The sequence below is a fragment of the Bacillus sp. OV166 genome (assembly GCF_900177675.1).
In the GTDB taxonomy this organism is placed as follows: Bacteria; Bacillota; Bacilli; order Bacillales; family Cytobacillaceae; genus Neobacillus.
This window is the reverse complement of record NZ_FXWM01000001.1, coordinates 3,735,364-3,759,128: the sequence shown is the minus strand read 5'-3', so window position 1 is coordinate 3,759,128 and position 23,765 is coordinate 3,735,364. Positions and strand designations below refer to the sequence as shown.

Sequence of the window (23,765 nt, the reverse complement as noted above, 5' to 3'; positions counted from 1 at the left end):
GAAACCATGTTATTTTTCTGTCTAGTTATTGCACACTTAATTGCTGATTTTTATTTACAAACAGATGACATGGTCATTGAAAAACGAAAGAATTTACGAAAGCATATCGTTCACCATTTTTTCATGACTGCCCTTGTCCTAATCAGTTTCTGGATTTTCCAGTTCAATGTTGAGAATGTCCTTAAAAACCTATTAATCCCCTTGATTGTTATCGTGCTGACGCATCTTTTGGTGGATTTTTTAAAGATTAAACTGTTTGAAAATATAAAATTGACTAACGAAGAAAACATGAAGCGGTTAGGTTTCTTCGTTCTAGATCAGTTACTGCATCTAGGAGTAATTATTTTAGCATGTCAGTTGTGTTTTGATTTTAAAATTGAGCGTTTTTTTCAGAAGCAATCGGACCTGAATTTTATAGATTCTGTCCTATTTATAGTCATCATTGTCATCTTAGCAACAAGTGTAAGCGGGCATATGATCAAAATTCTCCTAGGCTCTTTACCCAACCAGCTTTTAACCTTTGAGGGGAAATATACATTTAAAAATGAACGAAATGAAGCAGCGTTTGTACATAAGGGTAATAACGGATTAACCGAGGTATACAATTATACTATATTTAGTAAGCATGAACTTTCGCGTGGCAAATTAATCGGCTATATTGAGAGATTACTAGTTTTATTGCTAACGTTTTATAGTGCCTATCCAGCAATAGGATTTATTGTTACTGCCAAATCGATTGCCCGGTTTAAACAAATGGATGACAGGGACTGGGCAGAATATTTTCTGCTGGGAACACTTTCCTCAATGTTTCTAGGAATTACACTTGGCATTTTGTTAAAAGTGGTATTGACGTAGGTTCGTATTGCGCAAAAAGTATCCATTTGGTGCTTTTTATTATTTATTGAGTTAATTGTGACACATCAGCTGGTTTCACATGATCCATACTTGACGCTTGAGTTAACGCAAATAATCCGGTTGAAGAACAGCTCAAAAATTACAATGTGGATAGTGAATCTTATAATATTGGATGTAGGAAAACAAGATTCTTATAACCTAAAATTGGTAAAATATGAAAGGGATTTGGCTTTCCACCATAAATGTCTGAAACCCCTATAAAATCAAGGATTAACAATAACTTGTGATACCTATGGGAAACCAGAAATTAAAAGTCACCAGTTTTTTCCTGCAAAATCACAGTACCAGTGCGACTGATTCTATGTGTACTAGAATGTCAATTCCACCAAATTTTGTATGAAGGGTGGATTTTTTTATGCCTACTTTTATTTGGAAAGGCCAACATAGTAAAACGCATAACCTCCGTCCTCTTAAGAGCAATTGAATTAAAAACTAATTTGATAGAGTCCCTTTAGGAAATTCCTTCTTTTTATGTTCTGAGCCACTAATGGATTAATCTGGCCCACTGCTTCAAAAGAGAATAAAAAATGGAAAAACGTAGAGTATATATAATTAGATAAGACTTAGGATTCTTGATTGAGTACATTCTAAATTTGGAGTGTAATAAAACATGAATAGTGCATGGAATCGGTTAATAAAAAAACGAAAAAAAGGAAAGGCTCCTTTTCATTATGAGGACTTAGAAATAACCTCAAACACAGAGGAGCTCAGTTTATACTTAGATGAAAACATTAAAAGGATTAGGGAATCTTTAGGTAACAGCGGTGATTTAGCCGTTCGCGAATTCAAAATGGGAAAGCCTTTTCTCCACAACGTTGCTTCTATTTATATAAATGGGTTAACGGATAAGGAAATCATGGGAAGTTCTATCATAGAGCGGCTCATGAATGATGTTCATATGGCGGATAGCAATGAATCTTGCTTACCAAGCCAATTAGGTACATATATTAAAGAGCATATTTTGACGATTACAAACGTGGAGGACATTACGGACTGGAAAAAGATGTTGTTTTTGCTTTTATCGGGCCAAACCATTGTTCTCGTTGATGGCTGGAAGCGAGCACTTGGGTGTTCTTCTCAAGGAGGGGAATTAAGATCTATTACAGAACCTACCTCAGAATCTTCCGTGCGAGGACCTAAAGATAGCTTTACGGAATCGCTTATTACCAATTCAGCTATGATTCGTCGTAGAATTAAAAGTCCCAATCTATGGCTTGAAATGATGCAAATAGGTAATATTACTCAAACCGAAGTTGGAATTATGTACGTAAAAGGGATTGTCAATGACAAGCTTCTTACCGAAGTGAAAGAACGGCTAGGTAAAATTGCAGTAGATGAAGTTCTTGGTACTAATACCATTGATGAATGGATTACTGACGAAACATTTACACCTTGGCCGACCATCTTTTCAACCGAACGTCCGGATGTTGTGACAGGAAATTTGCTGGAAGGTCGTGTTGTGATTTTTGTGGATGGGACACCGAATAATTTGATTGTACCTGCAACATGGAACCAATTTTTTCAAACGGCTGAAGATTATTACCTAAATTGGATTATGGTTAGTTTTTTGAGGTTTTTAAGAATTGGTTCCTTTTTAATTACTCTTCTTGGACCTTCACTTTTCATTGCGTTTGTTTCGTTTCATCCAGAATTGATTCCAACTCCCTTACTCATTAACTTATCAGCACAGCGCCAAGCAATTCCATTTCCCATCATTATAGAGGCCTTGTTAATGGAATTTACATTTGAAGTTTTGCGGGAAGCAGGTATCCGGATGCCACGACCTGTTGGCCAGGCTGTTTCCATTGTTGGTGCACTGGTATTAGGAGATGCGGCTGTTACGGCCGGAATTGTTTCAAGTGCCATGGTCATAGTGGTGGCAGCGACGGCAATCGCTAGCTTTACAATCCCCCATTATTCGATGACTGATTCGGTACGTTTACTTCGATTTTGTATGATGATTTTGGCGGGTTTTTTGGGTATTTATGGGATTGGTTTAGGAATCATTTTATTAGTTGCTCATTCTTGCAGCCTCCGCTCTTTTGGTATCCCTTACATGGCTCCCTTTGCTCCAATTATTTTTGACGATCAAAAAGATGCCATCTTGCGCTTACCTTTACCATTTTTGTCAAAACGACCTCGGTTAGTTAACCAGAACAGAGTCAAAAGGACAGATAATACTCAAAGTCGTGGACCATCATCAAGAGAAGAGAACAAAAAAGACCATGAATCACAGAGGGATTCCAATGAGAGGTAAACTATCCTTAATTTTTTTGCTCTGTTTAGCGACTGTATTGTTATCAGGATGCTGGGATAGTGCAGAATTACAGAATTTGAGCGTTGTATCTGCAATAGGCATTGATAAAGGTGGTAACAAGGTGAAGAACAGGTATCGTGTTACCGTTCAAATTGTCAATCCATCACAAGTAGCTGGTGGCTCAACAGGGGGGAAAACGCAAGCATCTCCTGTTTTAACCTTTACCAATACAGGAAGCACCCTTTCAGAAGCGCTTCGGAAAATGTCAGGCACGGCGCCTGAAGAGCTTTTTTTTCCTCATCTCCAATTAATGGTAATTAGTGAAGAAATGGCTAAAGAAGGAATTGGAGATTTGTTTGATATGATAGAACGCGACTCCCAGTTTCGGCTTCTTTTTCCAGTCTTAATCGTAAGAGGCCATTCAGCAGAGGATGTTCTTAAAGTAACGACACCTTTAGAAGCGATCCCTTCGGAGAGAATTGTTGATACCTTAAAATCTTCTAAAAAAGTATGGGGGGAGTACGCGTTATATGCCGGTCAAGTCATAGATCGATTAGAGGAAGGCAGTTTTGGGATTACTGGAGTTCAACTAAACGGAGCTGTAGAAAAAGGGAACACATCCAACAATATGCAAAAAATTTCTCCAGATGCAATGATACAAATAAGAGGGCTTGCTCTTTTTAAAGATAGAAAATTTAAAAAATGGCTAGATGGAGATGATGCACATGGTGTAACGTGGATTATGGATGAAATGAAAAGAACGGTTATGAACATTGATTGTGAAAAGAGGAAGGATGCAATTTCTATTGAGATTGCACGTTCTAAATCAGACATTAAGGTTAAAATCAAAAGCCAGAGACCTGTTATTAATATAACAGTCCACTCAGAAGGGTCTGTTATAGAAAGTAATTGTTCTATTGATCTAAGTAAAAATAAAATAATTGAAAAACTAGAAAAACAGACGGAAAAAAAAATAAAGGCTGAGGTAATGGCAGCGGTAAAAGCTGCCCAAAGGCATAAAAGTGATATTTTTGGGTTTAGTGAATTTATCAACATTGCAGATAAAGGACTATGGAAAAATATAGATAATAAATGGAATAATGAGGTCTTCCCTGAAACGGAAGTCAATGTAAAAGTAAAAGCTTTTATCCGTCGGACAGGCATGCGAACAAAATCATATCTAAAGTAAATAAAAAAACTAACCAAATTGGGTAAGAAGGGAGGTTCTCTCAGACATGGAGAAAGCTAAAATTAGTGCCATTCAACTCTTTGCCATGATGTTTATATTTGACTTGGGAACTGCAGTGGTCGTAAGTTATGGAATAGATGCCGGAAAAGATGCCTGGCTGGCAATTCTTTTTGGAATGTGCGGGGGAATTGTCCTATTGTTTATTTACTACTTATTATTTCGTCAATATCCAACTCTGCCCCTTACCGGATATGCAATAAAAATATTTGGTAAATACTTGGGGGGGATCGTTGGGTTGCTATATATTTTTTATTTTTTGTATATTGCTGCCAGAAATGTGCGTGATTTTAGTGAGTTGCTGATTTCATCGACATTGACAGAAACACCTTTATTAGTGGTTCATATCACTTTTGTACTTGTAGTATGTTTTGTACTATATCTAGGAATTGAAGTATTAGGGAGAACAGCAGAAGTATTTATAGTCATTTTACTCTTGTTTGGAGCTACAGGATATTTTTTTATCCTTGTTTCAGGTACTATTGAATTTCGGCATTTACGGCCATTTCTGGAAAATGGATGGAAACCAATTTTAACTACAGCCTTTCCTTTCTTGACAGATGTCCCTTTTGGAGAAATGATTGTCTTCACGATGCTTGTTCCTTATTTAAATAGGCCTAAATTATTGAAAAAAGTGTGGTTGTCTGCTTTAGTTTCTAGCGGTCTTATTTTAGGTTTTACAGCAGCTTTAAATATCGCTGTTCTTGGTGTCGAAGTAATGGAGAGGGCTACATTTCCTTCGTTAGCAACAATTGGAAGGGTTAATCTTTTAGAATTTATACAAAGACTTGATGCTATTGTGGTTTTTACTTTATTGATTACGGTTTTTTTCAAGGTATCTATCTTTCTTTATAGTGCTGTAATCGGAGTAGTCGATTTGTTCAAGTTGAAAAATCATCGACCGATTCTCCTGCCAGCCGGAGGGACCCTCATCTTTTCATCCATGATGATTGCCTCTAATTATTCCGAGCATATAGAAGAAGGTCGTTACGTAGTAGGCCCTTATTTTCACACTGTTTTTTTTATAATTCTTCCATTACTAATGGTTTTTGTTTCCATCATCCGAAACCGTTTCAACAAGAAAACTAATTAGAGCCATTTTGTTATTCAGTTCTATTTTTTATGACGATAAAGATTTGTTGACCAATGATAAGCAAAAAAAGACATACTAACATTAAATATTCTCCTGACTCGATTACCCAAAAAGGATTTACAAGATGGTAGAATGCATGAGGGAGGCTAAATCCTAAAAGGATGTCCAATAATAAAATGAATGAAAGAGACGATAATAATACCAATACATAAATACCTAACACTTTCATGGCTTTTCTCCCTTACTTAATTATGTTTTAAATGTAGTATTTGTCAGAAGAGAATTTCTTAATAAAAATAATAGACGGCTTTGGTTGTTTTATGAAATAGTTTCATTTCATAGTTGTTTATATTTCCATTTATGATTACACGATGTTTTAAAATGGGGAAGCTAGTTGACGTGAAAAAAATTTAGTATTACTATTATCTCATAATCGAGATATTTGTAATTAAGAGATTTTCATATTTGGACGATTATGAAATAATCAAGTCAAATATCGGAATCACTTCCTGTAAGGGTAACACCTTCTGATGTAGCTGTGATAACTGTAAGGAAACTTTTATATTAAGGAAGGGGACGGACGACGATGAAACATATTTTTCAAAAAGGGAAAGTCGCAAGCAAACCAACTTTTTTATTGCTGCATGGGACAGGCGGAACAGAATTAGATTTGATTCCTATAGCAGGGAAAATTGATGAGGAGGCTTCGTTTCTAAGTGTGCGTGGAAATGTCCTTGAAAATGGGATGCCGCGTTTTTTCCGAAGATTAGCGGAGGGTATTTTTGATGAAGAGGATCTTATTTTTCGCACAAAAGAATTATATGAATTTCTAGATGATGCAGCTAAAAAATATGAATTTGATCGAAACAATGTCATTGCGATTGGGTATTCAAATGGTGCAAATATTGCTGCCAGTTTGTTGTTCCATTATCAAGATGCCTTAAAAGGAGCCATTCTCCATCATCCAATGGTTCCTTTAAGAGGGATTTCTTTGCCTGATTTATCAGGAACATCCGTTTTTATTGGTGCTGGAACAAATGATCCTATTTGTTCACCATTGGAATCAGGCGAACTCGAAAAGATGTTGGAGCAGGCTCAGGCGAAGGTCCATCTTCATTGGGAGCATAATGGACATCAATTAACCTTTGATGAAGTTGAGGCAGCAGCTCAGTGGTATAAAAAACTCATTTAAAAGAGCTAATCTATTTAGCTCTTTTTTCAATAATTTAAAATATTCTATTGACTTTTATCCAATTTCTAAGGATAATCAAAGAAATATAAATCGAAAACAGTTTGGGATTAGTAAATCTTTGGAACGTGATAGAGAGTGAAACCCGTTGGCTGAAAGGTTTCTCACGGAAAAAAGTCTGAACCTGCCCTCACACGCTGCTTATGCAAACATAAGCCGTCACCCTCGTTACGGGATTAAAGTGGGTGCATGGCATCAATAAAGGTGGTACCGCGGAAACGACTTTCCGTCCTTTTTTTTAGGACAGAAGAGTCGTTTTTTTATTTTACAAAAAGAAAGGTTCGGAATGCGATGAAAAAACAGCTGGTGGTTGTAAAGATTGGGAGCAGCTCGCTCACGAATGCCTCAGGAACAATTTCTGAAGAGAAAATACGAGACCATGTAGAGGCACTTGCCTTTTTGAAAGAGCAAGGGCATGATGTTCTCCTTATTTCATCCGGAGCAGTTGCTGCAGGATTTGGCTCACTTGGATATCCATCTCGTCCAAAGACAGTTGCTGGGAAACAAGCGGCCGCAGCTGTGGGACAAGGGTTGTTGATGCAGAATTATATACAGTTATTTAAAGAGTTTGCGATAGTGCCAGCCCAAATCCTATTAACTCGTGAAGATTTTTACAGCCAGGTTCGGTTTCATAACCTCTTTAATACCATTCATGAGTTACTTCAAAAAGGTGTTTTACCGATCATTAATGAAAATGATTCGGTTGCGATTGAGGAATTGACTTTCGGTGACAATGATATGCTCTCAGCGCTCGTAAGTGGTTTTTTACATGCGAATGCATTGATTATTTTAACAGATGTGAATGGTTTATATGATGGCAATCCAAAATCATCGAAAGAGGCAAAAAAATATCATTTTATTCCTGAAATATCTGAAAAACTCCTCGGTGTTGCCGGAGAAAGTGGTTCTTCTGTTGGAACAGGTGGAATGAAATCAAAATTACTAGCATCAAAAAAAGCTCTTTCCCTTGGTGTCAGTGTCTTCGTCGGCACTGGTGCTGGAAAGGAAAAACTGGTTGATATTTTAACTGGTAAGGGTGATGGGACTTATATCGGCGGACCATTCCAGACGCAAATGCAAATGAGAAAACAATGGATTGCTTACCACTCTCAGGTCGGTGGTGTGATCGAAATTGATGATGGCGCGGAAAAGGCCGTTGTGTTCCAGGGTAAAAGTTTACTTCCAGTGGGTGTCACGAATGTCATTGGTGAGTTTAACGCCTTAGATGTGGTCGTTGTCCAGAATCAAAAAGGCAAAATTGTCGGGAAAGGCCAAATTTATTATTCTTCTAAGAATTTACTAAAAGTAAAAGGTTTGCCAAGTGAACAATCGAAGGATTATTCCATTAATAAAAAAGCAGAAGTCATTCATCGTGACAATTGGGTCACAATGCCAAAGGAGTGAAACTGAATGAGTGAGTTGTTAGAAAAAGCCAGTAAATTAAAGAAAGCCGCTAAACAATTGGGAATGGTGTCAGCGGAAGAAAAAAACAATGCGTTATCGATGATGGCTGACCATTTATTAACAGAAAAAGAATGGTTAATTACTGAAAATGCCAAGGATATTGAAGCAGGAAAAGAAAATGGATTTTCCGCTTCACTGTTGGATCGACTTATGTTAACAGAAGAAAGAATCGAGCAGATCGTGGATGGAGTTCGCCAGTTAATTGATTTGAAGGATCCAATTGGTGAAATAATCGAAGCATGGGACCGTCCGAATGGTTTACAAATAGAGATGATCCGTGTTGCTCTCGGGGTGGTTGGAATGGTGTATGAAGCACGACCCAATGTTACCGTTGATGCGGGAAGTCTTTGCTTAAAAGCCGGAAATGCTGTTCTTTTAAGAGGGAGCTCTTCAGCCATTCATTCCAATAAGGCACTTGTCCATGTAATGCGCAAGGCACTTGCAGAAACCGCAATACCTGTCGATGCCGTTCAACTATTGGAGGACACGAGCCGTGAAACAGCTTCAGAAATGTTTAAACTGAATCAATACCTAGATGTTCTTATACCACGCGGTGGAGCTGGATTAATTCAATCAGTAATCCAAAACGCTACGGTTCCAGTTTTGGAGACGGGTGTAGGCAACTGTCATGTTTTTATTGATGAAACAGCAAATGAAACGATGGCAATAGATATCGCAATAAATGCAAAATTGCACCGTCCATCTGTTTGTAATGCAGCCGAAACCGTAATTATTCACAAAAAGTGGCCTTTTGCAGCTGAATTATTAAGGTCGCTTTATGACCATGGGGTGGAGTTGCGTGGAGATAAAGAATTAGCTTCTGCCTATTCATTTGTAAAACAAGCAACAGAAGAAGATTGGTGTTCAGAATTTTTAGCACCAATTTTGGCGGTAAAACTGGTAAGTGATGTGAAGGAAGCAATTGACCATATCGATCAATATGGAACAAAACATTCTGAGGCAATTATCAGTGAAAATCCTGAAAATGTTGGTTTGTTTTTTCAGGCAGTGGATGCAGCGGTGTTATACCATAATGCATCGACTCGGTTCACCGATGGTGAGCAGTTTGGATATGGGGCAGAAATTGGAATTAGCACACAAAAGCTTCATGCTCGTGGACCAATGGGACTCCGTGCACTCACAACGACAAAAGCGATTGTCCGTGGCACTGGTCAGATTCGGTCATAATCATTTCAAGAAAAGAACAAGTAAGGAGGCTGGTTAGTCCTTACTTGTTTTTTATTTGAATTGGCTTTCGGTCGATGCTATCAGATGGTTATGAAAATATGGTATACTTTAAGTAGCAAACATATATTCTCATGATTGATTTTCTAGTAAGTTGGTGAGCCAATGTCAGAGGCTATTCATATATCGGTAAGAACGCTCGTTGAACATGTTTTCAAGGGCGGCAGTATTGATTCACGTTTCCGCTCTCAATCGACGCTTCTGGATGGGACAAGGATTCATCAAAAGATTCAAAAAACGTATCAAGAAGATGATCAAAAAGAAGTGTATCTCCACGCGGAAGTCCCGTTTGATGAGCTTTCCTTCTTTATTGATGGCAGGTGTGATGGGCTATTGTTTCGTGGGGATGAAGTGATCATCGACGAAATCAAATCATTTTCACAGATGTCAGAGCAGATACAAAATGGAGGGTATCCTGTGCACTGGGCGCAGGCAAAGATGTATGCCTATATGTATGCCAAGAACAAGGTGCTAGAGGAAATCTTTGTCCAACTTACCTATGTCCACGTTGAAACAGAAGTGAAAACATATTATAAAAAGAAGTGCGCGATTTCAGAACTTGAAGCATTTGTTGGAAAGATAATTGAAGACTATGCCCCATACGCTAAGCTGCTGCACGAGCATCGGGAAAAACGAAATGGAAGTTGTAAAGAGCTAGCCTTCCCATTTGATTCCTATCGCGAGGGACAGCGGAAATTAGCTGGGGTGATTTATAAGACGATTTTAGATGAAAAAAATCTGTTCGCTAAAGCGCCAACCGGAATCGGCAAGACGATATCGACACTGTTTCCATCAGTAAAGGCAATCGGGGAGGGGCTTCTGAATCGAGTTTTCTACCTTACGGCTAAAACGATTACCCGTACAACTGCCGAAGAGGCGTTTAAGAAAATGCGCTCTTCAGGTCTTTGTATCAACACGCTGACCATTACGGCCAAGGACAAGGTTTGTTTTAAAGAGGAAACTGTTTGCCAAAAAGATTATTGTGAATTTGCAAATGGCTATTATGATCGGATCAATGACGCAATTCATGATATTCTAACAAATGAAACCGGCATGACCCGTGAAGTAATTGAAATATATGCAAGGAAACATACGGTCTGTCCATTTGAATTTTCGATTGACCTTACCTATACAGTGGACTGTATCATCTGTGACTACAATTATATTTTCGACCCGCGGGTATCGCTAAAACGTCTGTTTGAAGAGCAAAAAAAACATACCGCACTCCTAGTCGACGAGGCACATAATCTGGTGGACCGGGGGCGTGAGATGTTTTCAGCAACCTTAAACAAAGAATTATTTCTCCAATTGAAAAAGGATTTTAAGGGTGTCAATAAAGCAATATATGAGTCTGCAACCAAGCTAAATGCTTGGTTTATTTCCCTCAAAAAAGAAAATCTAGATAAATATGAATTCACCATTGATCATTTGGATGAAGAATTAATTGAACAACTGATTCAATTTGTAGAAAGCGCAGAACAGGTTCTTCAAACAGAAACGTCCCAAACTCTTTTGGAAGCATACTTTGTGGTAAATAATTTTTTAAAAATTACCGAGTTGCTTGATGAACATTATGTCGTTTATGCCGAAAAAATTAAAAACGATTTACTCGTGAAGCTTTTTTGCATTGATCCTTCAAAGCTTCTAAGACAAATGGGGAAGGGCTATCGATCAAAACTATTCTTTTCGGCCACATTGTCACCTTTATCCTATTATCAAGAAATCCTTGGTGGGCAGGACGATGATTATGCAATATCCATCCCTTCACCATTTTCAAGCGACCAAGTCGACGTCTTTATCAATCCATTATCTACTCGTTACCGAGACCGGGAACAGACAAAGCGTTCAATTGTATCTTCAATCCAAGCCTTGATTAAAAACCGGCCTGGGAATTATTTTATCTTTTTCCCATCCTATCAGTATTTACTTTCTGTTTATGACCAGTTCAAGCAACAAGACCAAGAAACCAATACGATCATCCAAGCATCAGGGATGACCGAAACTGAAAGGGAAGCTTTCTTGGCGGCATTTAAACCCAATCAAACAGAAACATTACTGGGCTTCGCTGTCCTCGGCGGTATTTTTTCGGAGGGCGTTGATTTAATCGGAGATCGTTTAAATGGGGTTGTCGTTGTAGGTGTAGGATTGCCACAACTTTGTTTTGAGCGGAACCTCATTAAGGAACATTTTTATCAAAAAGACAAAAACGGTTATGACTATGCCTACGTATATCCTGGCATGAATAAAGTGCTGCAAGCAGGGGGAAGGTTGATTCGCTCGGAGGAGGACCACGGAACCATCGTATTGATCGATGACCGATTCCTCCAGCGACAGTATCAAATGCTCATGCCGCTGGAATGGCAGCAGTATACAGTTGGTTATCCACAAACACCTCTATTAAAAGGCAAATAAACCCTTATGGAAAATATCCATAAGGGCTTTTTTAGTTAAATTTTTGATAAAATCCTAGTTTCCAACACGCAGATAATATTTATTTTTACAAATAAGGTGACAATTTTGGAAATTAAACATATAATTAATAAAAAGTTGCACAAGGTAAAAACTTTGAAGGAGGGGAAAGAGAGATGGATAACCCTAACATTATCAAATTGGTAAATGGTGAAAAAGGCAATTTAATTAAAATTACTTCTTTAAATCTGGACGGTGTGATGAGAAGAAGATTATTAGACTTAGGATTTGTGGCAGGTGCATTAGTTGAGGTCATGCGTAAAAGTCCGTTGGGAGACCCGATTGCCTTTCGTGTCAGTCAAACAACGATTGCTCTTCGGAGAGAGGAAAGTTCAAGAATAGAGGGGGAGCTGGTGTCTTATGAGTAATGAATATCGAATTGCCTTAGCTGGAAATCCGAATACGGGTAAAAGCACCTTGTTTAATGCCTTAACGGGCCTAAGACAGCATACCGGAAATTGGGCTGGGAAAACGGTTTCACTTGCGCAAGGGACTGTTCAGCATAAGGATAAAACGTTTAATCTTATTGACCTTCCTGGCACCTATTCGCTATTCTCGAATTCAACGGATGAAGAAGTAGCGCGAAATTATATCGTTTTTGAAAAACCAGATGTGACAGTTGTGGTACTAGATGCGACCTCATTAGAGCGGAATTTTAATCTAGCGTTGCAGGTATTAGAGATGACAACAAATGTTATCATTTGTATCAATTTAATTGATGTTGCGGAAGAACAAGGAATTCAGATTAATGAGCGATTGTTGACCAATCGGTTGGGAGTTCCCGTCATCAAGATTTCTGCCAGGAACAAAAAGGGATTTCCTATGCTCTTAGATACGATTGATCGCATTGTGACAGGGGTGATTGAATGCAACCCGGTTCAAGTGACGTATCCTGCTGAAATCGAAGCCAAAATTAAAAAAATTGAACCTAAAGTACGAGAATTTGTTGGAGATCAACTATCCGCTCGTTGGGTTTCTTTGAGATTGCTAGATGGAGACGAAACATTACTGAATGAAATTAGTAACCGATTGGTTGCAGGAGGTGGTATAGAGAATGAATATTCAAAAGCTTTATGCTGAAGCTCAGGAGCTTTCGACACCAAAGCTAAGAGATGACATTGTTCAACATCTTTATGACCGCAGTCATAAATTATGTGGCGAAGGAATCACCTATACCAAATCAAAGAGGGATACTCGAACCGAAAAACTAGATGCGGTTTTTACCTCACCAATTTTTGGTTTTCCCATCATGATTGCTATGTTAGGAGTTCTATTTTATTTAACAATCGCTGGAGCAAATATCCCATCCTCCATGATAGCTGAGTTTTTCGGATTCTTAGAGGGGTATATTACAGCATTTTTTACTTTCCTGCATGCACCCGATTGGTTGCACGGAGTCCTTGTTCTCGGTTTATACCGAGGAACAACATGGGTGATTAGCGTTATGCTACCGCCGATGGCGATCTTTTTTCCAACATTTGCATTATTAGAAAATTATGGTTATCTTCCAAGGGTAGCCTTTAACATGGATCGGCTCTTTAAAAGGGTAGGTGCCCATGGGAAGCAATCATTAACAATGGCGATGGGATTTGGCTGTAATGCGGCAGCCGTTATTTCAACAAGGATTATTGAATCACCAAGAGAGCGGATGCTGGCCATCCTGACAAACAACTTTGTTCCATGTAATGGCAGATGGGGAACTTTAATTGTTCTAGCTTCGTTATTCATGGCTGCCAATTTTACAGGTGGGGCAGCATCACTTGTTACCACAGGGGTCGTTGTCGGTATTGTTTTATTTGGTATAGTGGTAACCTTTTTTGTTTCTTGGGTTCTGTCGAAAACGGCCCTTAAAGGAGTACCAACTCATTACACGTTAGAACTGCCGCCATACCGTAAACCGAAGATATTTGATACCGTGATTCGCTCATCTTTAACAAAGTCTTGGTCTGTGTTAGTTCGCGCCGTTAAAGTTGCTGCTCCAGCAGCGATTTTGACTTGGGTGTTCGCGAATATTTACATTGGTGATACCAGTATTTTGATGTATGCTGTTGAGTTTTTGGACCCATTTGGAAAAATGCTTGGTCTTGACGGCTATATCATGATGGCGTTTATTTTGGGGTTACCGGCAAACGAAATTGTCCTTCCAATCTTATTGATGGGTTATTTATCAACAGGATCTTTAACAGAAGTTGATAGCATGGTAGATTTGAAGAAAATCTTTCTTGATCACGGTTGGACGTGGCTTACAGCATTAAATATGATGTTATTTTCGCTTCTTCATTATCCATGCGGCACGACGTTGCTTAATATTTATAAAGAAACAAAGAGTAAGAAATGGACCTTTCTTGCCTTCCTTATACCGACCGTTATCGCGATCCTTGTCCCACTTATTATTACACAAACCGTGAAATATTTTGGCTTACTATAAAATCGCTATAACAAATGTTTAAAAGGGACTGACACTTTTGTCAGTCCCTTTACTAATGCTGGAAGATATTTGGGCTTGGTGGGATTTGAACCCACAAAGACACACTGCAGTCAACAAGAGGGACTACAGGTTGCTCTACACATTGAGCTACAAGCCCTGATTATATTTTGACCATGTTCCTCGAAAGTATCCTTTTCATTTTAAAGAATTAATCTACAGTTCCAGTTTGTTTGATTTTCACCTTTACATGTACATGAACTTTTGCTGTTGGATAGAATCTCTTCCATTTTTTTTCATTAAAATCGCGATCATGCTCTCTATATTTTGCACCTAGACCTAAAGGGTCCACGCCATGTTTTTGAAACTTTTTGATGAGTTTTAATGAGTTTTCTTCTAATTGCCCGGCAATATCTTTTTGGATATGTTTTTTATCCAATGCTACCCTTTTTTTCTTTGGAGATGTGAATTCTTGAAGCCTTGTTTTCAACTTAAGATTAATCGTAAATTCCGGTCGGCCTTTTTTTATTTTTACTTGATAGTGTGCTTTTGAATGAAGATTATCTAGAACGACCCTTTCACCATTTTCTAATGTGAAACGCTGTAAGCCTTGTATATATTTATCAACTAAACATTTAAATGTGAATGCATCCTCCATAAAAATAGGAAAGACATATCGATCATCTTTTAATATCGCCAGGCCAATAATTTTAATATTATCTTCTATCTGTTTGATTAATGGCAAGTAGGGATCCTGTCCATCTTGGTTAAATTGAAATGAATATGTTTGTAAATTTGATTCAGGAAGATTATCTGATTTCATGGAGTGATCCAGCATTTCTTGTACAAACAACGAAACATTTTCTTTTTTGAATTTCTCTATTTTAAGTAGTTCACTGGCATCCCCATCGACGACAGCCATTTGAATAACACTGCCTATGGCTGGGTCACGGTTTAGGGTGTCAACCACATCAGTAATCCCTTTTTTTGCTAGTGATTTTCCAAAAAGTGCAACCCGTAATTGACCGCTGACTAATGGATACCGTGACTCATTATTTATGTTGCTCCGAATTTCTTTACTCGTTTCACCTAAGGATATTTTGACTTCAGTGGTAGAGGGCTTATCCTTCTTATAAATTGGATAGGTAATGGTTCCTTTTATCATTTTCTTTCCGGCCCAATCATATCCTACACCCTGGGCCATATTTATTTGATTGACGATATTGGTGGGTATCAGAGAACAACCGGATAATAAGAAAATAAGAACCCATATTCCTATTAAGGCTCGATTAGGCATTTTGTTTTCTCCTTCTTAGTATTATGAAAAGTATTAGGAGGATTGGGATGTAGCCGTAAAAGATCCATAAATTCATTTGGGTAACGTATTTATCCAGTGTTTCTTTCCATTGTTCGTTTATTAATTGAGATATAACCACACTAATTAGACTTAGAATAATTAAAAAGTTCTTTTGTTTCTTTTTAAAAATTCTCTTTAAACCTCGTGTTGAACACCATAATAGAACTGCGATTAATGCTGAAACGATAATTAAATACATGGAGATATATAGGTATTCAAAGCGTTCTAAATAAGATAGCCGGATAATTTTTATTAAAGTTAATTCTGGCCAAATGGTTTCTTTTAATTGTCTCTCACTATAAAACGTAAATGATACAATCGCAGAAAGCGTATATAGTAAGGTAGTAAACAATACCGCTAAATGAGCGAACTTTTTTGACGATTTAGGATCTCTAATAAATGGATAGAATATGAGTAACGTTTCTGTTCCTGCTAACGTATACATAGAACTTTTGACTGCATCCAGCATATCCAAAAAAGAATGATTCATGATTGGCAGTAAATTGGTAAAATGAGAAGCCTTCAATGGAAAAATATAAAGTGCGATTAGTATGATTTGTGGATAAATAAATGACAAAAAAGAAACACCAACAACAACTCGAAATCCTCCAGACACACAATAATAAACTAAAACTAAGATTAATGAACAAAGTATCCATGAAGGTAATGTAGGGAACATCCAAACTTGAATAATCTCAATAAAACCAAGCAAGACCGAGAGACTAGCCAACCAGTAATAAATCATAATGATAAAACTAAAAAAATTACCAAGAATATTCCCAAACACTTTTGAATGGACATCAACGATATCTCCATCGGCTTTTTCGAGCAGTTTAAACATCATCCATATGAATAGTTGAACTAAACACCCTGCCAAGATTACACCAATCCATGCATCATATCCTGCTTTCGCAGCAATGGTTCTTTGGAATCCTAATATGCCAACCCCAACTTGTGAATTGTAAACAATAAAGAAAACTAAATAGGGAGAAACTTGATGCCTTTTATTCACTTGCAATGGAATACCCCTTTACGATTTATTCATAAAAATCGTTCACTGGTTCTGGGTTTTCTCGATTCCCAGTTGATTTTCTTTTCTTTTGTGGTCTAAGGGTGGTCGGATTTTCTAGCTGTTTGGAAAAAGGAAGTCTAAACCAAAGATCTTGAAAGGATGTAGAGCGTATTGGGTACATGCTTAAATAAGGACGCCCGAGAGAAGTTAAGCGTAATACATGGAGAACTGTAAATTGGACTCCTAAAAACACCCCAAGCAATCCAAACCATTGGGAAAGAATAATAAAAGGAAACTTAATAAACCGAACAGTGTTGCTAAATTTATAAACCGGCGCCGTATAGGAAGCTAAGGTTCCTAGACCTACTAAAATAAGCAATACATTACTAGTTAACCCCGCTTCAACGACTGCCTGTCCGATAACAATACCACCCACAACCCCAAGAGATTGCCCGATTTTATATGGTAATCGAATCCCTGCTTCTTTTACCATTTCAATCATGAGTTCTAACATTAAAGCCTCTAAAAAAGGAGGAAAGGGAACAGTTACCCTTGAACCAACTAGAGTTTCGAGCAATGGGGCAGGAATCAATTCATAATGATAGGTCATGATCGCTACATACAATGGACTAGCAAGCGCGGAAATGAACATAGCACCAAAGCGTAAGAGTCGAAAGAAATTTCCAATAATCCAGGAATAACTATAATCTTCCATCGAAATAAACGATTCAACCATGGTAACTGGAACAAGGACAAGATTTGGTGACCCATCCACTGCAATGATTATTTTGCCTTCCGTTAACCCTGCAGCCACACGATCGACTCGCTCAGTTGAAATCGATTGCGGAAACAAAGAATTCGAATTGTCTTCAATCATTGAAGAGAGATAAGCACTGTCCTGGATATGATCATATTGAACATCGTTGATTCTTTGAACAACCGTGTTCACATTTTCCGGATCGGCAATCCCATCCATATAGATAACGGCAACATTTGTTTTTGAAAGTTCGCCGACATTCATTTCGATGACAAGCAGTTCAGGGACAGGTAATCGTTTTCGAATAAGATTAATATTGGTGTCTAATTCTTCAATAAAACCCACTTGTGGTCCAACAGCCGAAGATTCCATCATTGCTATGCTAACATCTCGAAATTTACTGTTTGCAATGTTAATTAATAGACAATCTTTATCTTGGTCATGCTTTTGTATCACCAAGAATCCCCGCATCAGGTTTTCAATGATTACCTTAGGATCATTTGTACAAAGAATTTCTTGTACAGGTATAACACTTTTTAATTCCTCTAATGATAGCTGCTCATTCAAAAAGGGCAAAACATCCTGATGGAGGATGTCAGATGAAATCAGTGTGCGATAATACGAAAGCCAAAAAGGATGATCTTCTTTTATGGAAGTATGCTCATGAACAAAGTCATTTGATTTTGATAAACGTTGGAGCCAATCTTGTTCGTTAGATTTTTGCAGAGTTCCTTCCTTGCCTGGTTGTTCTGCCTTAGGTGTCATTGGTATCCCTCAAAATATTTTTTTTTATTTTGTGTAGAATAGGAATTTTTATGCAAATTTTCCAAGGATAGAAAATAGGAAAGATAATGGTAGGAAGAATAAACAAAAGTAATAAATGAGAAATTAAGATGGTAGCAACTTTTATCTTTGAGCGAATATTATTGAAAGTTGGTGAAAAGTGTGAAATTAATCAAATTAATTGTACTTTCCTTGTTATTAGGAGGTTGTTCAGCGGGAGATTTCAGTGATCAAAATCAAGTTCAACCCTCTTCACCATCAAAAATTGAAGACAGTACACATAAAGATTCAAAAGGAATCATGAATTTTCTTTTAATTGGCAGCGATTCAAGAGGCGAACCTCAATCCTTCTCAGATGCAATCATTATTGCCCAATATGTTCCTAAAGAAGGTAATATCAAGTTAATTTCCTTGATGAGAGACAGTTATGTCAAAATTCCAGGGCATCCAAAAGGGTACGACAAGCTTAACATGGCCTATTTTATCGGCGGAAATGAATTATTAAAAAAGACGATTAATGATAATTTCGGAATTAAAGTGGACCACTCCGTTTCGATCGATTTTGAAGGGTTTGCTAATTTTATTGATCTGATTGCCCCAGAAGGAATCACAGTGAATGTAAGTCAAAAAATGATTGATGATTTCAATATGAAGGTAAAACCTGGAGAAAATGCGCTTAAAGGAAGGGAGTTACTTAAATATGTACGGTTTAGACACGATGATGAAAGTGATTTTGGTCGCGTTCGACGCCAGCAAGAAGTCCTTGTAAAGGTAAAGGAACAATTAAGGAATAAATTTAGTCATTTTGAGTCGCTAGCAGCACTTCCAGATTTTGTGGATCAAGGTTTAAATCATGTGGAGTCTGATATGGAAAAAGGAGAAATTTTATCGGTTTTATCTAAATTGGTCTTTTATCCAGTTAAGAATATCGATAGTTTACGGATTCCAGTTCAAAATAGCTATGTAAATAAAACCTATCCACATTCGGGTGCAGTTCTTGAGATTAATTTGGAAGAAAATAGAGAGGCTTTAAAAGATTTCTTGCTCAAGCCTTCCCCAGTTAACAGGGAATATAATTATTAAATAGACCATTAAGCAGACATAGCTGTTAAGTATGTCTGCTTTTTAGCAATGTCTAAACGTAAAAAACCACTCTGGAATTGCACAAAACTTATTTTTTCAATTTGCTTATTTCTTCTGTAACAACAAAAGCAAGATCATCATTGCCAAACAACGCCAACACACCCAGTAAGGTTTGGTCACCCACTTCGCCCGCTTCTTCTTTCGAAACGGTTAGCTCAATCGCTTCTTTTAAGGCAGGATTGGAGGCCTGATTCGGATAGGCTCGCAAGTATAACTTTTCTGGATCAAGATCATGATTCACGCACCATTGTGCAAATACAAGAATCATCATATTTTCTTCTCCACGATAGTTTTCGATAATTTTTTCTTCTAGCTGTTTTTGATTCATTGGGATTCTCCTTAGAAAGCTTAATAAACTTATTATATTAGATTTTTGTCGAATATGTAGTGGTAAACCATGTTTTCGAATGAAAACTAATCTTTTTAGGGATACTGTGTTAAGTATATACTTTTTATATGAAAGGGGAACGTATAGATGAGTAAAATTGAAGTAGGCGAAATTTTTACCATTAGCGATGAAACCGGCGAAGAACAAGAAGTGGAAGTGCTAGGGGTAATGACTATAGAAGGAAATGAATATGTGGCTGTCGGATTTGCTGAAGATGTCGCACAAGAATCCGATGAAGATATTGATATCTTCTTTCTGAAGGTAGACGAAGATGGTGATTTTTCCGCGATTGAAAGTGATGAAGAGTTCGAAAAGGTGTCTGCAGCATTTGATGAAATAATGGACGAAGAGGAGGAAAAGGGAGAGTAATATGCCTTGGTCTGGGAGGGATTAATTAATCTCTCTTTTATTTTTTCCTGATTCAATTGGGAAAATTATGTATGTATAAAATCTTTCTTGGCATACTACTACCTATGAAAAACATATAAAAAGGAGTAATCTAATGTTAATTGAAGAAGGTATGAAATATCAAATTTCACAAGGTATTAAAGGTTTTTTTAATTCAGCTGAGACAATGACTGTCAAAAGTTATAATGGTGTTACTGTCCAATTCATACTTGCAGATAGCAAAGGTCACGGTTCCATGCCGATTGAACATTTAACGTATTTATTGAAAAAATCAAATTTAACGCAAATTCCAAGTAAAAGAACCTTACTGAGTATTGATAATAGTGAAGAGCAAATTAGTTGAAAAGTTAAATATAGAAAAGTTAAAGAGAGGGCAATTATGCTCTCTCTTTTTGAAAGTGAAGATTTTTAAAGGAAATACCAAGGAAGACTCGAATATTTAGTAATGAAAACTAGTAAGCAGCAATTTTGAATAAAATAAAAATGAAAAGGAGCTGGTACCAATATGGAATCTAAGAAAGTTACGCTTCAAGATTCAACGATAGCCTACATAGATAAGGGTGAAGGGAAACCAATCGTTCTTTTGCACGGTTTTTGTGGAAGCTCCCGTTACTGGGAACATGTTATTCCTGTGTTGTCAGACAGCTGCCGGGTGATTGCTCTTGATCTTCCGGGACATGGACAGTCAGGACCTCTAAAAGGAAGCAGTACGATTGAGAATCTTGCGGATCAAGTAAAAAACCTTTTGGCTGAATTAAATTTACAGGAAGTAACGATGTTTGGTCACTCTTTAGGCGGCTATATCACCCTGGCCTTTGCAGAAAAGTACAGCAATCAATTAAACGGCTTTTCGCTCATTCATTCCACGGCCTTTCCAGATTCGGAGGAAGCGAAAAAAGGCAGGCTGTCAAATATTGAGAAAGTAAACAAGTCAGGCATTTATTCGCTTATCGACGGCTTGGTACCGAAACTATTCTCGCCTGTTAACCAGGATGAGAATTATGTTGGAGCAGCAATGGAAATAGGCTATACTACTTCCGCAGAGGGCGCAATCGATGCATTAAATGCAATGAAAGACCGTACTGACCGTAATCAAGTATTAGAAGCTTCTACCATGCCCGTTCTATTAATCGCAGGTGAACAAGATCAAATCATTCCGGCAGAAAAGACATTTTCGGTCAGCAGAGCGAATATTAGACAATCAATCATAAAAGATTCCGGTCATATGAGTATGTATGAGAATCCACATGATCTGATTAAAGAGATAAAGGATTTTGTGTCTACTATATAAGTATCTTGAAAGATTATCGATACCATTTAGAGAAACCAATTCGGTTTCTCTTTTTATGTGTTTTCTAATGTGAAACAAATTTTTATATTAGAAAATATTTATTGACAATCTGACTAGGTCTTTGTTATCCTATAAACAATAAATATTCATATATAAAAACAAATGAGCCATCTTCTTTTTTTGCCTATTTGTTTCTTAATATGAATCATTTTTATTTATTTGTATTTAAGGGTTGATGCCGTTAGAAGATATTTACCTTTTATAGAGGTTAAGTATTCAAATAAACAGCCACCCTAATGGTATTAGGAGTGAATTTTTTAAGAAAGGATGATGGAATTGAATTCACCGATGATTTATGAACTTCGTCGACCAGCACAAATCGAACCTGGTAAAAAATATCCTGCACTGTTTCTAATGCATGGAATTGGAAGTAATGAACAAAATATGCTGTCTTTGGTTAACGGGTTAGAAGACCACTTCTTTATTTTTAGTGTCCGCGGGCATCTTTCGCAGCCGCCAGGCTATGCATATTTTACTATTCAGGGATATGGAAAACCTCATCGGGAAGTGTTCGATGAAGGAATTAGTAAACTGACTAGTTTTATTGATTACGCCTGCAGCGAATACTCGATTGATGAGAGTCAGATATTCTTACTCGGCTTTAGCCAAGGAGCAATCCTTTCTATGACGCTTGGCCTATCACTGGGAAATCGGATCAAGGGTATAATTGCCCTCAGCGGTTACGTACCTGCTTTTGTCAAAGAAGAGTACAACATTCTGCCCGTCGAACAATTATCCTTGTTTATTTCACATGGTGAGATGGATCAGGTGCTTCCATTTGAATGGGGTCTAGCTAATAACGAATATTTTCGTAAGCTCGGGGCGATGGTAACTTTTAAAACGTATCAAGAAGGACATTCAGTATCAGTAGAAAACCATAAAGATTTCACGCAATGGTTATTAGAAAAAGTGGAGAAATAAAAACAAATTTACTAAAAAGGGGAAATAATAATGTTAAAAAAATATGAGGCAAGTACATTAATTTTAAGAGTAATATTAGGTGTGACGTTTTTTGTTCATGGGTTAGTTAAATTCCAAGGCGGAATCGAAAATATCGTAGGATGGTTTGAAAGCATTGGTTTACCTGGATTCTTAGCATATGGTGTTGCTTTAGTAGAAATGATCGGTGGAGCTGCATTAGTTTTAGGTTTAGGCAGTAGAATCGTTTCAGCTTTATTGGCTTTGTTAATGATTGGTGCAACAATCAAAGTGAAACTAGCTATAGGCTTTTTAGGGAATGGACAAATGGCTGGTTATGAATTAGATTTAGCTTTAATGGCGATGGCTGTGTTTATTGCCATCAATGGCAGCAAAATGTTTGCATTAGATCAGATTATTTTTAAAGGTCAACGAACAGATTCAACTTCATTAACAAGAAATTAATCATAAAGAGGGGGAAGTAGTATGATGCCATCATTTTTTATTGCTCATGGTGCACCTTTACTTGCGGTTGAGAACAATGAATATACTCAGTTTCTAAATCAACTCGGGCAAAATCTGCCCCGCCCAAAGGCAATTATCTTGTTTTCGGCCCATTGGGAATCATCAATGCAAAAAGTAAGCGAAGTTGATACGTATGATACTATTTATGATTTCGGTGGATTTGATCCAGCTTTATACCAGATTAAGTATCCAGCTCAAGGTAATCCGCAGCTTTCACAAGAAATTAAGGATCTGTTTGCAAAAAACGGTGTTCCATTTGATGTCGAATCAAAACGCGGCTTGGATCATGGGGCATGGGTGGTTCTTCGTCTACTTTATCCAGATGCTGATATACCGGTCATTGCGATGTCAGTCAACCCGAAACTTAAACCAGAGGAACAATATAAAATCGGCAAAAGCTTATCGGCATTACGAGCTAATGATGTTTTAATTATTGCAAGCGGGGGAACAGTGCACAATCTCCGCGCGGTGAAATGGGCAGATAACGAGATTGATCAATGGGCCCTTGAGTTTGATGATTGGTTGGCAACCCATCTGAATAATTGGGATTTGGATTCCTTATTTAAGTATGATTCACTTGCTCCAAATGCTGAATATGCCGTACCTCGCTATGGCAATGAACACTTCATCCCGATTTTCTATGCGATGGGAGCAGCCGATGATAGTCAAAAAGCTACTTTGCTGCATCGCAGTTTTCGATATGGAAACCTTAGTCATAGTGTTTGGCAGTTTGGGGATAAATAGTGGAAATAGCTCCTCC

General features: G+C 37.6%; 23 protein-coding genes and 1 tRNA gene. 18 read left to right on the top strand and 6 right to left on the bottom strand.

Annotation, left to right across the window (positions count from 1 at the left end; genetic code table 11):
* Window positions 1-6: 6 nt before the first annotated feature.
* The 4 genes from CCK98_RS18265 (at window position 7) to CCK98_RS18250 (ending at window position 5,511) form a co-directional block, all read left to right on the top strand.
* The gene (locus CCK98_RS18265) at window positions 7-855 is read left to right on the top strand and encodes a DUF3307 domain-containing protein (protein WP_088087870.1); all 849 of its coding nucleotides are present in this window, start codon (window positions 7-9) and stop codon (window positions 853-855) included.
* Window positions 856-1,525: 670 nt separating this feature from the next.
* On the top strand, window positions 1,526-3,172 hold the full coding sequence (locus CCK98_RS18260) for a spore germination protein (RefSeq protein WP_088087869.1): 1,647 nt from the start codon (window positions 1,526-1,528) through the stop codon (window positions 3,170-3,172).
* Window positions 3,162-4,361: a Ger(x)C family spore germination protein gene (locus tag CCK98_RS18255; RefSeq protein WP_179195853.1), complete on the top strand. Its 1,200-nt coding sequence runs from the start codon at window positions 3,162-3,164 to the stop codon at window positions 4,359-4,361. The genes CCK98_RS18260 and CCK98_RS18255 overlap by 11 nt, the downstream gene beginning before the upstream one ends.
* Window positions 4,362-4,407: 46 nt before the next feature.
* The gene (locus CCK98_RS18250; RefSeq protein ID WP_088087867.1) at window positions 4,408-5,511 is read left to right on the top strand and encodes a GerAB/ArcD/ProY family transporter; all 1,104 of its coding nucleotides are present in this window, start codon (window positions 4,408-4,410) and stop codon (window positions 5,509-5,511) included.
* A 10-nt stretch (window positions 5,512-5,521) separates the two neighbouring features.
* Here CCK98_RS18250 and CCK98_RS18245 read toward each other — a convergent pair whose 3' ends face one another.
* Window positions 5,522-5,740, bottom strand: coding sequence for a hypothetical protein (locus CCK98_RS18245; protein ID WP_088087866.1), 219 nt, complete (start codon window positions 5,738-5,740; stop codon window positions 5,522-5,524).
* Window positions 5,741-6,097: 357 nt separating this feature from the next.
* Here CCK98_RS18245 and CCK98_RS18240 point away from each other — a divergent pair, with 357 nt between their 5' ends.
* The 7 genes from CCK98_RS18240 (at window position 6,098) to CCK98_RS18210 (ending at window position 14,366) form a co-directional block, all read left to right on the top strand.
* Window positions 6,098-6,703 (top strand): alpha/beta hydrolase, encoded by a 606-nt coding sequence (locus CCK98_RS18240; protein WP_088087865.1) that lies wholly within the window; start codon window positions 6,098-6,100, stop codon window positions 6,701-6,703.
* A 348-nt stretch (window positions 6,704-7,051) separates the two neighbouring features.
* A complete protein-coding gene (gene proB, locus CCK98_RS18235) occupies window positions 7,052-8,164 on the top strand; it encodes a glutamate 5-kinase (protein ID WP_088090457.1) in 1,113 nt (370 codons plus the stop codon).
* A gap of 6 nt (window positions 8,165-8,170) precedes the next feature.
* Window positions 8,171-9,412: a glutamate-5-semialdehyde dehydrogenase gene (locus CCK98_RS18230; protein WP_088087864.1), complete on the top strand. Its 1,242-nt coding sequence runs from the start codon at window positions 8,171-8,173 to the stop codon at window positions 9,410-9,412.
* Window positions 9,413-9,574: 162 nt separating this feature from the next.
* Window positions 9,575-11,881, top strand: coding sequence for an ATP-dependent DNA helicase (locus CCK98_RS18225; protein WP_088087863.1), 2,307 nt, complete (start codon window positions 9,575-9,577; stop codon window positions 11,879-11,881).
* A gap of 173 nt (window positions 11,882-12,054) precedes the next feature.
* On the top strand, window positions 12,055-12,306 hold the full coding sequence (locus CCK98_RS18220) for a FeoA domain-containing protein (protein WP_088087862.1): 252 nt from the start codon (window positions 12,055-12,057) through the stop codon (window positions 12,304-12,306).
* Complete coding sequence (locus CCK98_RS18215; RefSeq protein WP_088087861.1) at window positions 12,299-13,018, top strand: FeoB small GTPase domain-containing protein; 720 nt, start codon at window positions 12,299-12,301, stop codon at window positions 13,016-13,018. The genes CCK98_RS18220 and CCK98_RS18215 overlap by 8 nt, the downstream gene beginning before the upstream one ends.
* Entirely contained in the window at window positions 12,993-14,366 is a 1,374-nt protein-coding gene (locus CCK98_RS18210) for a nucleoside recognition domain-containing protein (protein ID WP_088087860.1), read from the top strand. Before CCK98_RS18215 ends, CCK98_RS18210 begins: the two co-directional genes overlap by 26 nt.
* A 70-nt stretch (window positions 14,367-14,436) precedes the next feature.
* On the opposite strand, the gene CCK98_RS35490 is transcribed toward CCK98_RS18210, so the two are convergent.
* From CCK98_RS35490 to CCK98_RS18195, 4 genes are all read right to left on the bottom strand, one after another.
* Window positions 14,437-14,523 (bottom strand) — tRNA-OTHER (locus CCK98_RS35490).
* Window positions 14,524-14,574: 51 nt separating this feature from the next.
* The gene (locus CCK98_RS18205; protein ID WP_088087859.1) at window positions 14,575-15,660 is read right to left on the bottom strand and encodes a Ger(x)C family spore germination protein; all 1,086 of its coding nucleotides are present in this window, start codon (window positions 15,658-15,660) and stop codon (window positions 14,575-14,577) included.
* Window positions 15,653-16,732 (bottom strand): spore germination protein, encoded by a 1,080-nt coding sequence (locus tag CCK98_RS18200; protein WP_256942573.1) that lies wholly within the window; start codon window positions 16,730-16,732, stop codon window positions 15,653-15,655. Before CCK98_RS18200 ends, CCK98_RS18205 begins: the two co-directional genes overlap by 8 nt.
* 25 nt (window positions 16,733-16,757) lie before the next feature.
* The gene (locus CCK98_RS18195) at window positions 16,758-18,254 is read right to left on the bottom strand and encodes a spore germination protein (protein ID WP_088087857.1); all 1,497 of its coding nucleotides are present in this window, start codon (window positions 18,252-18,254) and stop codon (window positions 16,758-16,760) included.
* Between the two features lie 180 nt (window positions 18,255-18,434).
* Here CCK98_RS18195 and CCK98_RS18190 point away from each other — a divergent pair, with 180 nt between their 5' ends.
* Complete coding sequence (locus CCK98_RS18190; protein WP_088087856.1) at window positions 18,435-19,355, top strand: LCP family protein; 921 nt, start codon at window positions 18,435-18,437, stop codon at window positions 19,353-19,355.
* 88 nt (window positions 19,356-19,443) lie between these two features.
* Here CCK98_RS18190 and CCK98_RS18185 read toward each other — a convergent pair whose 3' ends face one another.
* On the bottom strand, window positions 19,444-19,743 hold the full coding sequence (locus CCK98_RS18185; RefSeq protein ID WP_088087855.1) for a hypothetical protein: 300 nt from the start codon (window positions 19,741-19,743) through the stop codon (window positions 19,444-19,446).
* A gap of 147 nt (window positions 19,744-19,890) precedes the next feature.
* Between CCK98_RS18185 and CCK98_RS18180 the strand changes: the two genes are divergently transcribed.
* The 6 genes from CCK98_RS18180 to CCK98_RS18155 all read left to right on the top strand — a co-directional run bounded on the left by CCK98_RS18180 (window position 19,891) and on the right by CCK98_RS18155 (window position 23,749).
* Window positions 19,891-20,172, top strand: coding sequence for a DUF1292 domain-containing protein (locus CCK98_RS18180; protein ID WP_088087854.1), 282 nt, complete (start codon window positions 19,891-19,893; stop codon window positions 20,170-20,172).
* A gap of 133 nt (window positions 20,173-20,305) precedes the next feature.
* Window positions 20,306-20,554, top strand: a complete 249-nt coding sequence (locus tag CCK98_RS18175; protein ID WP_088087853.1) for a hypothetical protein — start codon at window positions 20,306-20,308, stop codon at window positions 20,552-20,554.
* A gap of 162 nt (window positions 20,555-20,716) precedes the next feature.
* Entirely contained in the window at window positions 20,717-21,502 is a 786-nt protein-coding gene (locus CCK98_RS18170; RefSeq protein ID WP_088087852.1) for an alpha/beta fold hydrolase, read from the top strand.
* 330 nt (window positions 21,503-21,832) lie between these two features.
* Window positions 21,833-22,483: an alpha/beta hydrolase gene (locus CCK98_RS18165; protein WP_373408539.1), complete on the top strand. Its 651-nt coding sequence runs from the start codon at window positions 21,833-21,835 to the stop codon at window positions 22,481-22,483.
* A 30-nt stretch (window positions 22,484-22,513) separates the two neighbouring features.
* Window positions 22,514-22,945, top strand: a complete 432-nt coding sequence (locus CCK98_RS18160) for a DoxX family protein (protein WP_088087851.1) — start codon at window positions 22,514-22,516, stop codon at window positions 22,943-22,945.
* Between the two features lie 21 nt (window positions 22,946-22,966).
* Window positions 22,967-23,749: a dioxygenase gene (locus CCK98_RS18155; protein WP_088087850.1), complete on the top strand. Its 783-nt coding sequence runs from the start codon at window positions 22,967-22,969 to the stop codon at window positions 23,747-23,749.
* Window positions 23,750-23,765: the final 16 nt, after the last annotated feature.

Excerpts from the sequence above, each read along its gene's own strand:
- CCK98_RS18195 (WP_088087857.1), bottom strand. The coding sequence starts at position 18,254 with ATGACACCTAAGGCAGAACAACCAGGCAAGGAAGGAACTCTGCAAAAA.
- CCK98_RS18185 (WP_088087855.1), bottom strand. The coding sequence starts at position 19,743 with ATGAATCAAAAACAGCTAGAAGAAAAAATTATCGAAAACTATCGTGGA.
- CCK98_RS18245 (WP_088087866.1), bottom strand. The coding sequence starts at position 5,740 with ATGAAAGTGTTAGGTATTTATGTATTGGTATTATTATCGTCTCTTTCA.
- CCK98_RS18260 (WP_088087869.1), top strand. The coding sequence starts at position 1,526 with ATGAATAGTGCATGGAATCGGTTAATAAAAAAACGAAAAAAAGGAAAG.
- CCK98_RS18220 (WP_088087862.1), top strand. The coding sequence starts at position 12,055 with ATGGATAACCCTAACATTATCAAATTGGTAAATGGTGAAAAAGGCAAT.
- CCK98_RS18175 (WP_088087853.1), top strand. The coding sequence starts at position 20,306 with ATGTTAATTGAAGAAGGTATGAAATATCAAATTTCACAAGGTATTAAA.
- CCK98_RS18225 (WP_088087863.1), top strand. The coding sequence starts at position 9,575 with ATGTCAGAGGCTATTCATATATCGGTAAGAACGCTCGTTGAACATGTT.
- CCK98_RS18155 (WP_088087850.1), top strand. The coding sequence starts at position 22,967 with ATGATGCCATCATTTTTTATTGCTCATGGTGCACCTTTACTTGCGGTT.
- CCK98_RS18180 (WP_088087854.1), top strand. The coding sequence starts at position 19,891 with ATGAGTAAAATTGAAGTAGGCGAAATTTTTACCATTAGCGATGAAACC.
- CCK98_RS18160 (WP_088087851.1), top strand. The coding sequence starts at position 22,514 with ATGTTAAAAAAATATGAGGCAAGTACATTAATTTTAAGAGTAATATTA.
- proB (WP_088090457.1), top strand. The coding sequence starts at position 7,052 with ATGAAAAAACAGCTGGTGGTTGTAAAGATTGGGAGCAGCTCGCTCACG.
- CCK98_RS18170 (WP_088087852.1), top strand. The coding sequence starts at position 20,717 with ATGGAATCTAAGAAAGTTACGCTTCAAGATTCAACGATAGCCTACATA.
- CCK98_RS18230 (WP_088087864.1), top strand. The coding sequence starts at position 8,171 with ATGAGTGAGTTGTTAGAAAAAGCCAGTAAATTAAAGAAAGCCGCTAAA.
- CCK98_RS18240 (WP_088087865.1), top strand. The coding sequence starts at position 6,098 with ATGAAACATATTTTTCAAAAAGGGAAAGTCGCAAGCAAACCAACTTTT.
- CCK98_RS18165 (WP_373408539.1), top strand. The coding sequence starts at position 21,833 with ATGGAATTGAATTCACCGATGATTTATGAACTTCGTCGACCAGCACAA.
- CCK98_RS18265 (WP_088087870.1), top strand. The coding sequence starts at position 7 with ATGTTATTTTTCTGTCTAGTTATTGCACACTTAATTGCTGATTTTTAT.
- CCK98_RS18250 (WP_088087867.1), top strand. The coding sequence starts at position 4,408 with ATGGAGAAAGCTAAAATTAGTGCCATTCAACTCTTTGCCATGATGTTT.
- CCK98_RS18205 (WP_088087859.1), bottom strand. The coding sequence starts at position 15,660 with ATGCCTAATCGAGCCTTAATAGGAATATGGGTTCTTATTTTCTTATTA.
- CCK98_RS18215 (WP_088087861.1), top strand. The coding sequence starts at position 12,299 with ATGAGTAATGAATATCGAATTGCCTTAGCTGGAAATCCGAATACGGGT.
- CCK98_RS18255 (WP_179195853.1), top strand. The coding sequence starts at position 3,162 with ATGAGAGGTAAACTATCCTTAATTTTTTTGCTCTGTTTAGCGACTGTA.
- CCK98_RS18210 (WP_088087860.1), top strand. The coding sequence starts at position 12,993 with ATGAATATTCAAAAGCTTTATGCTGAAGCTCAGGAGCTTTCGACACCA.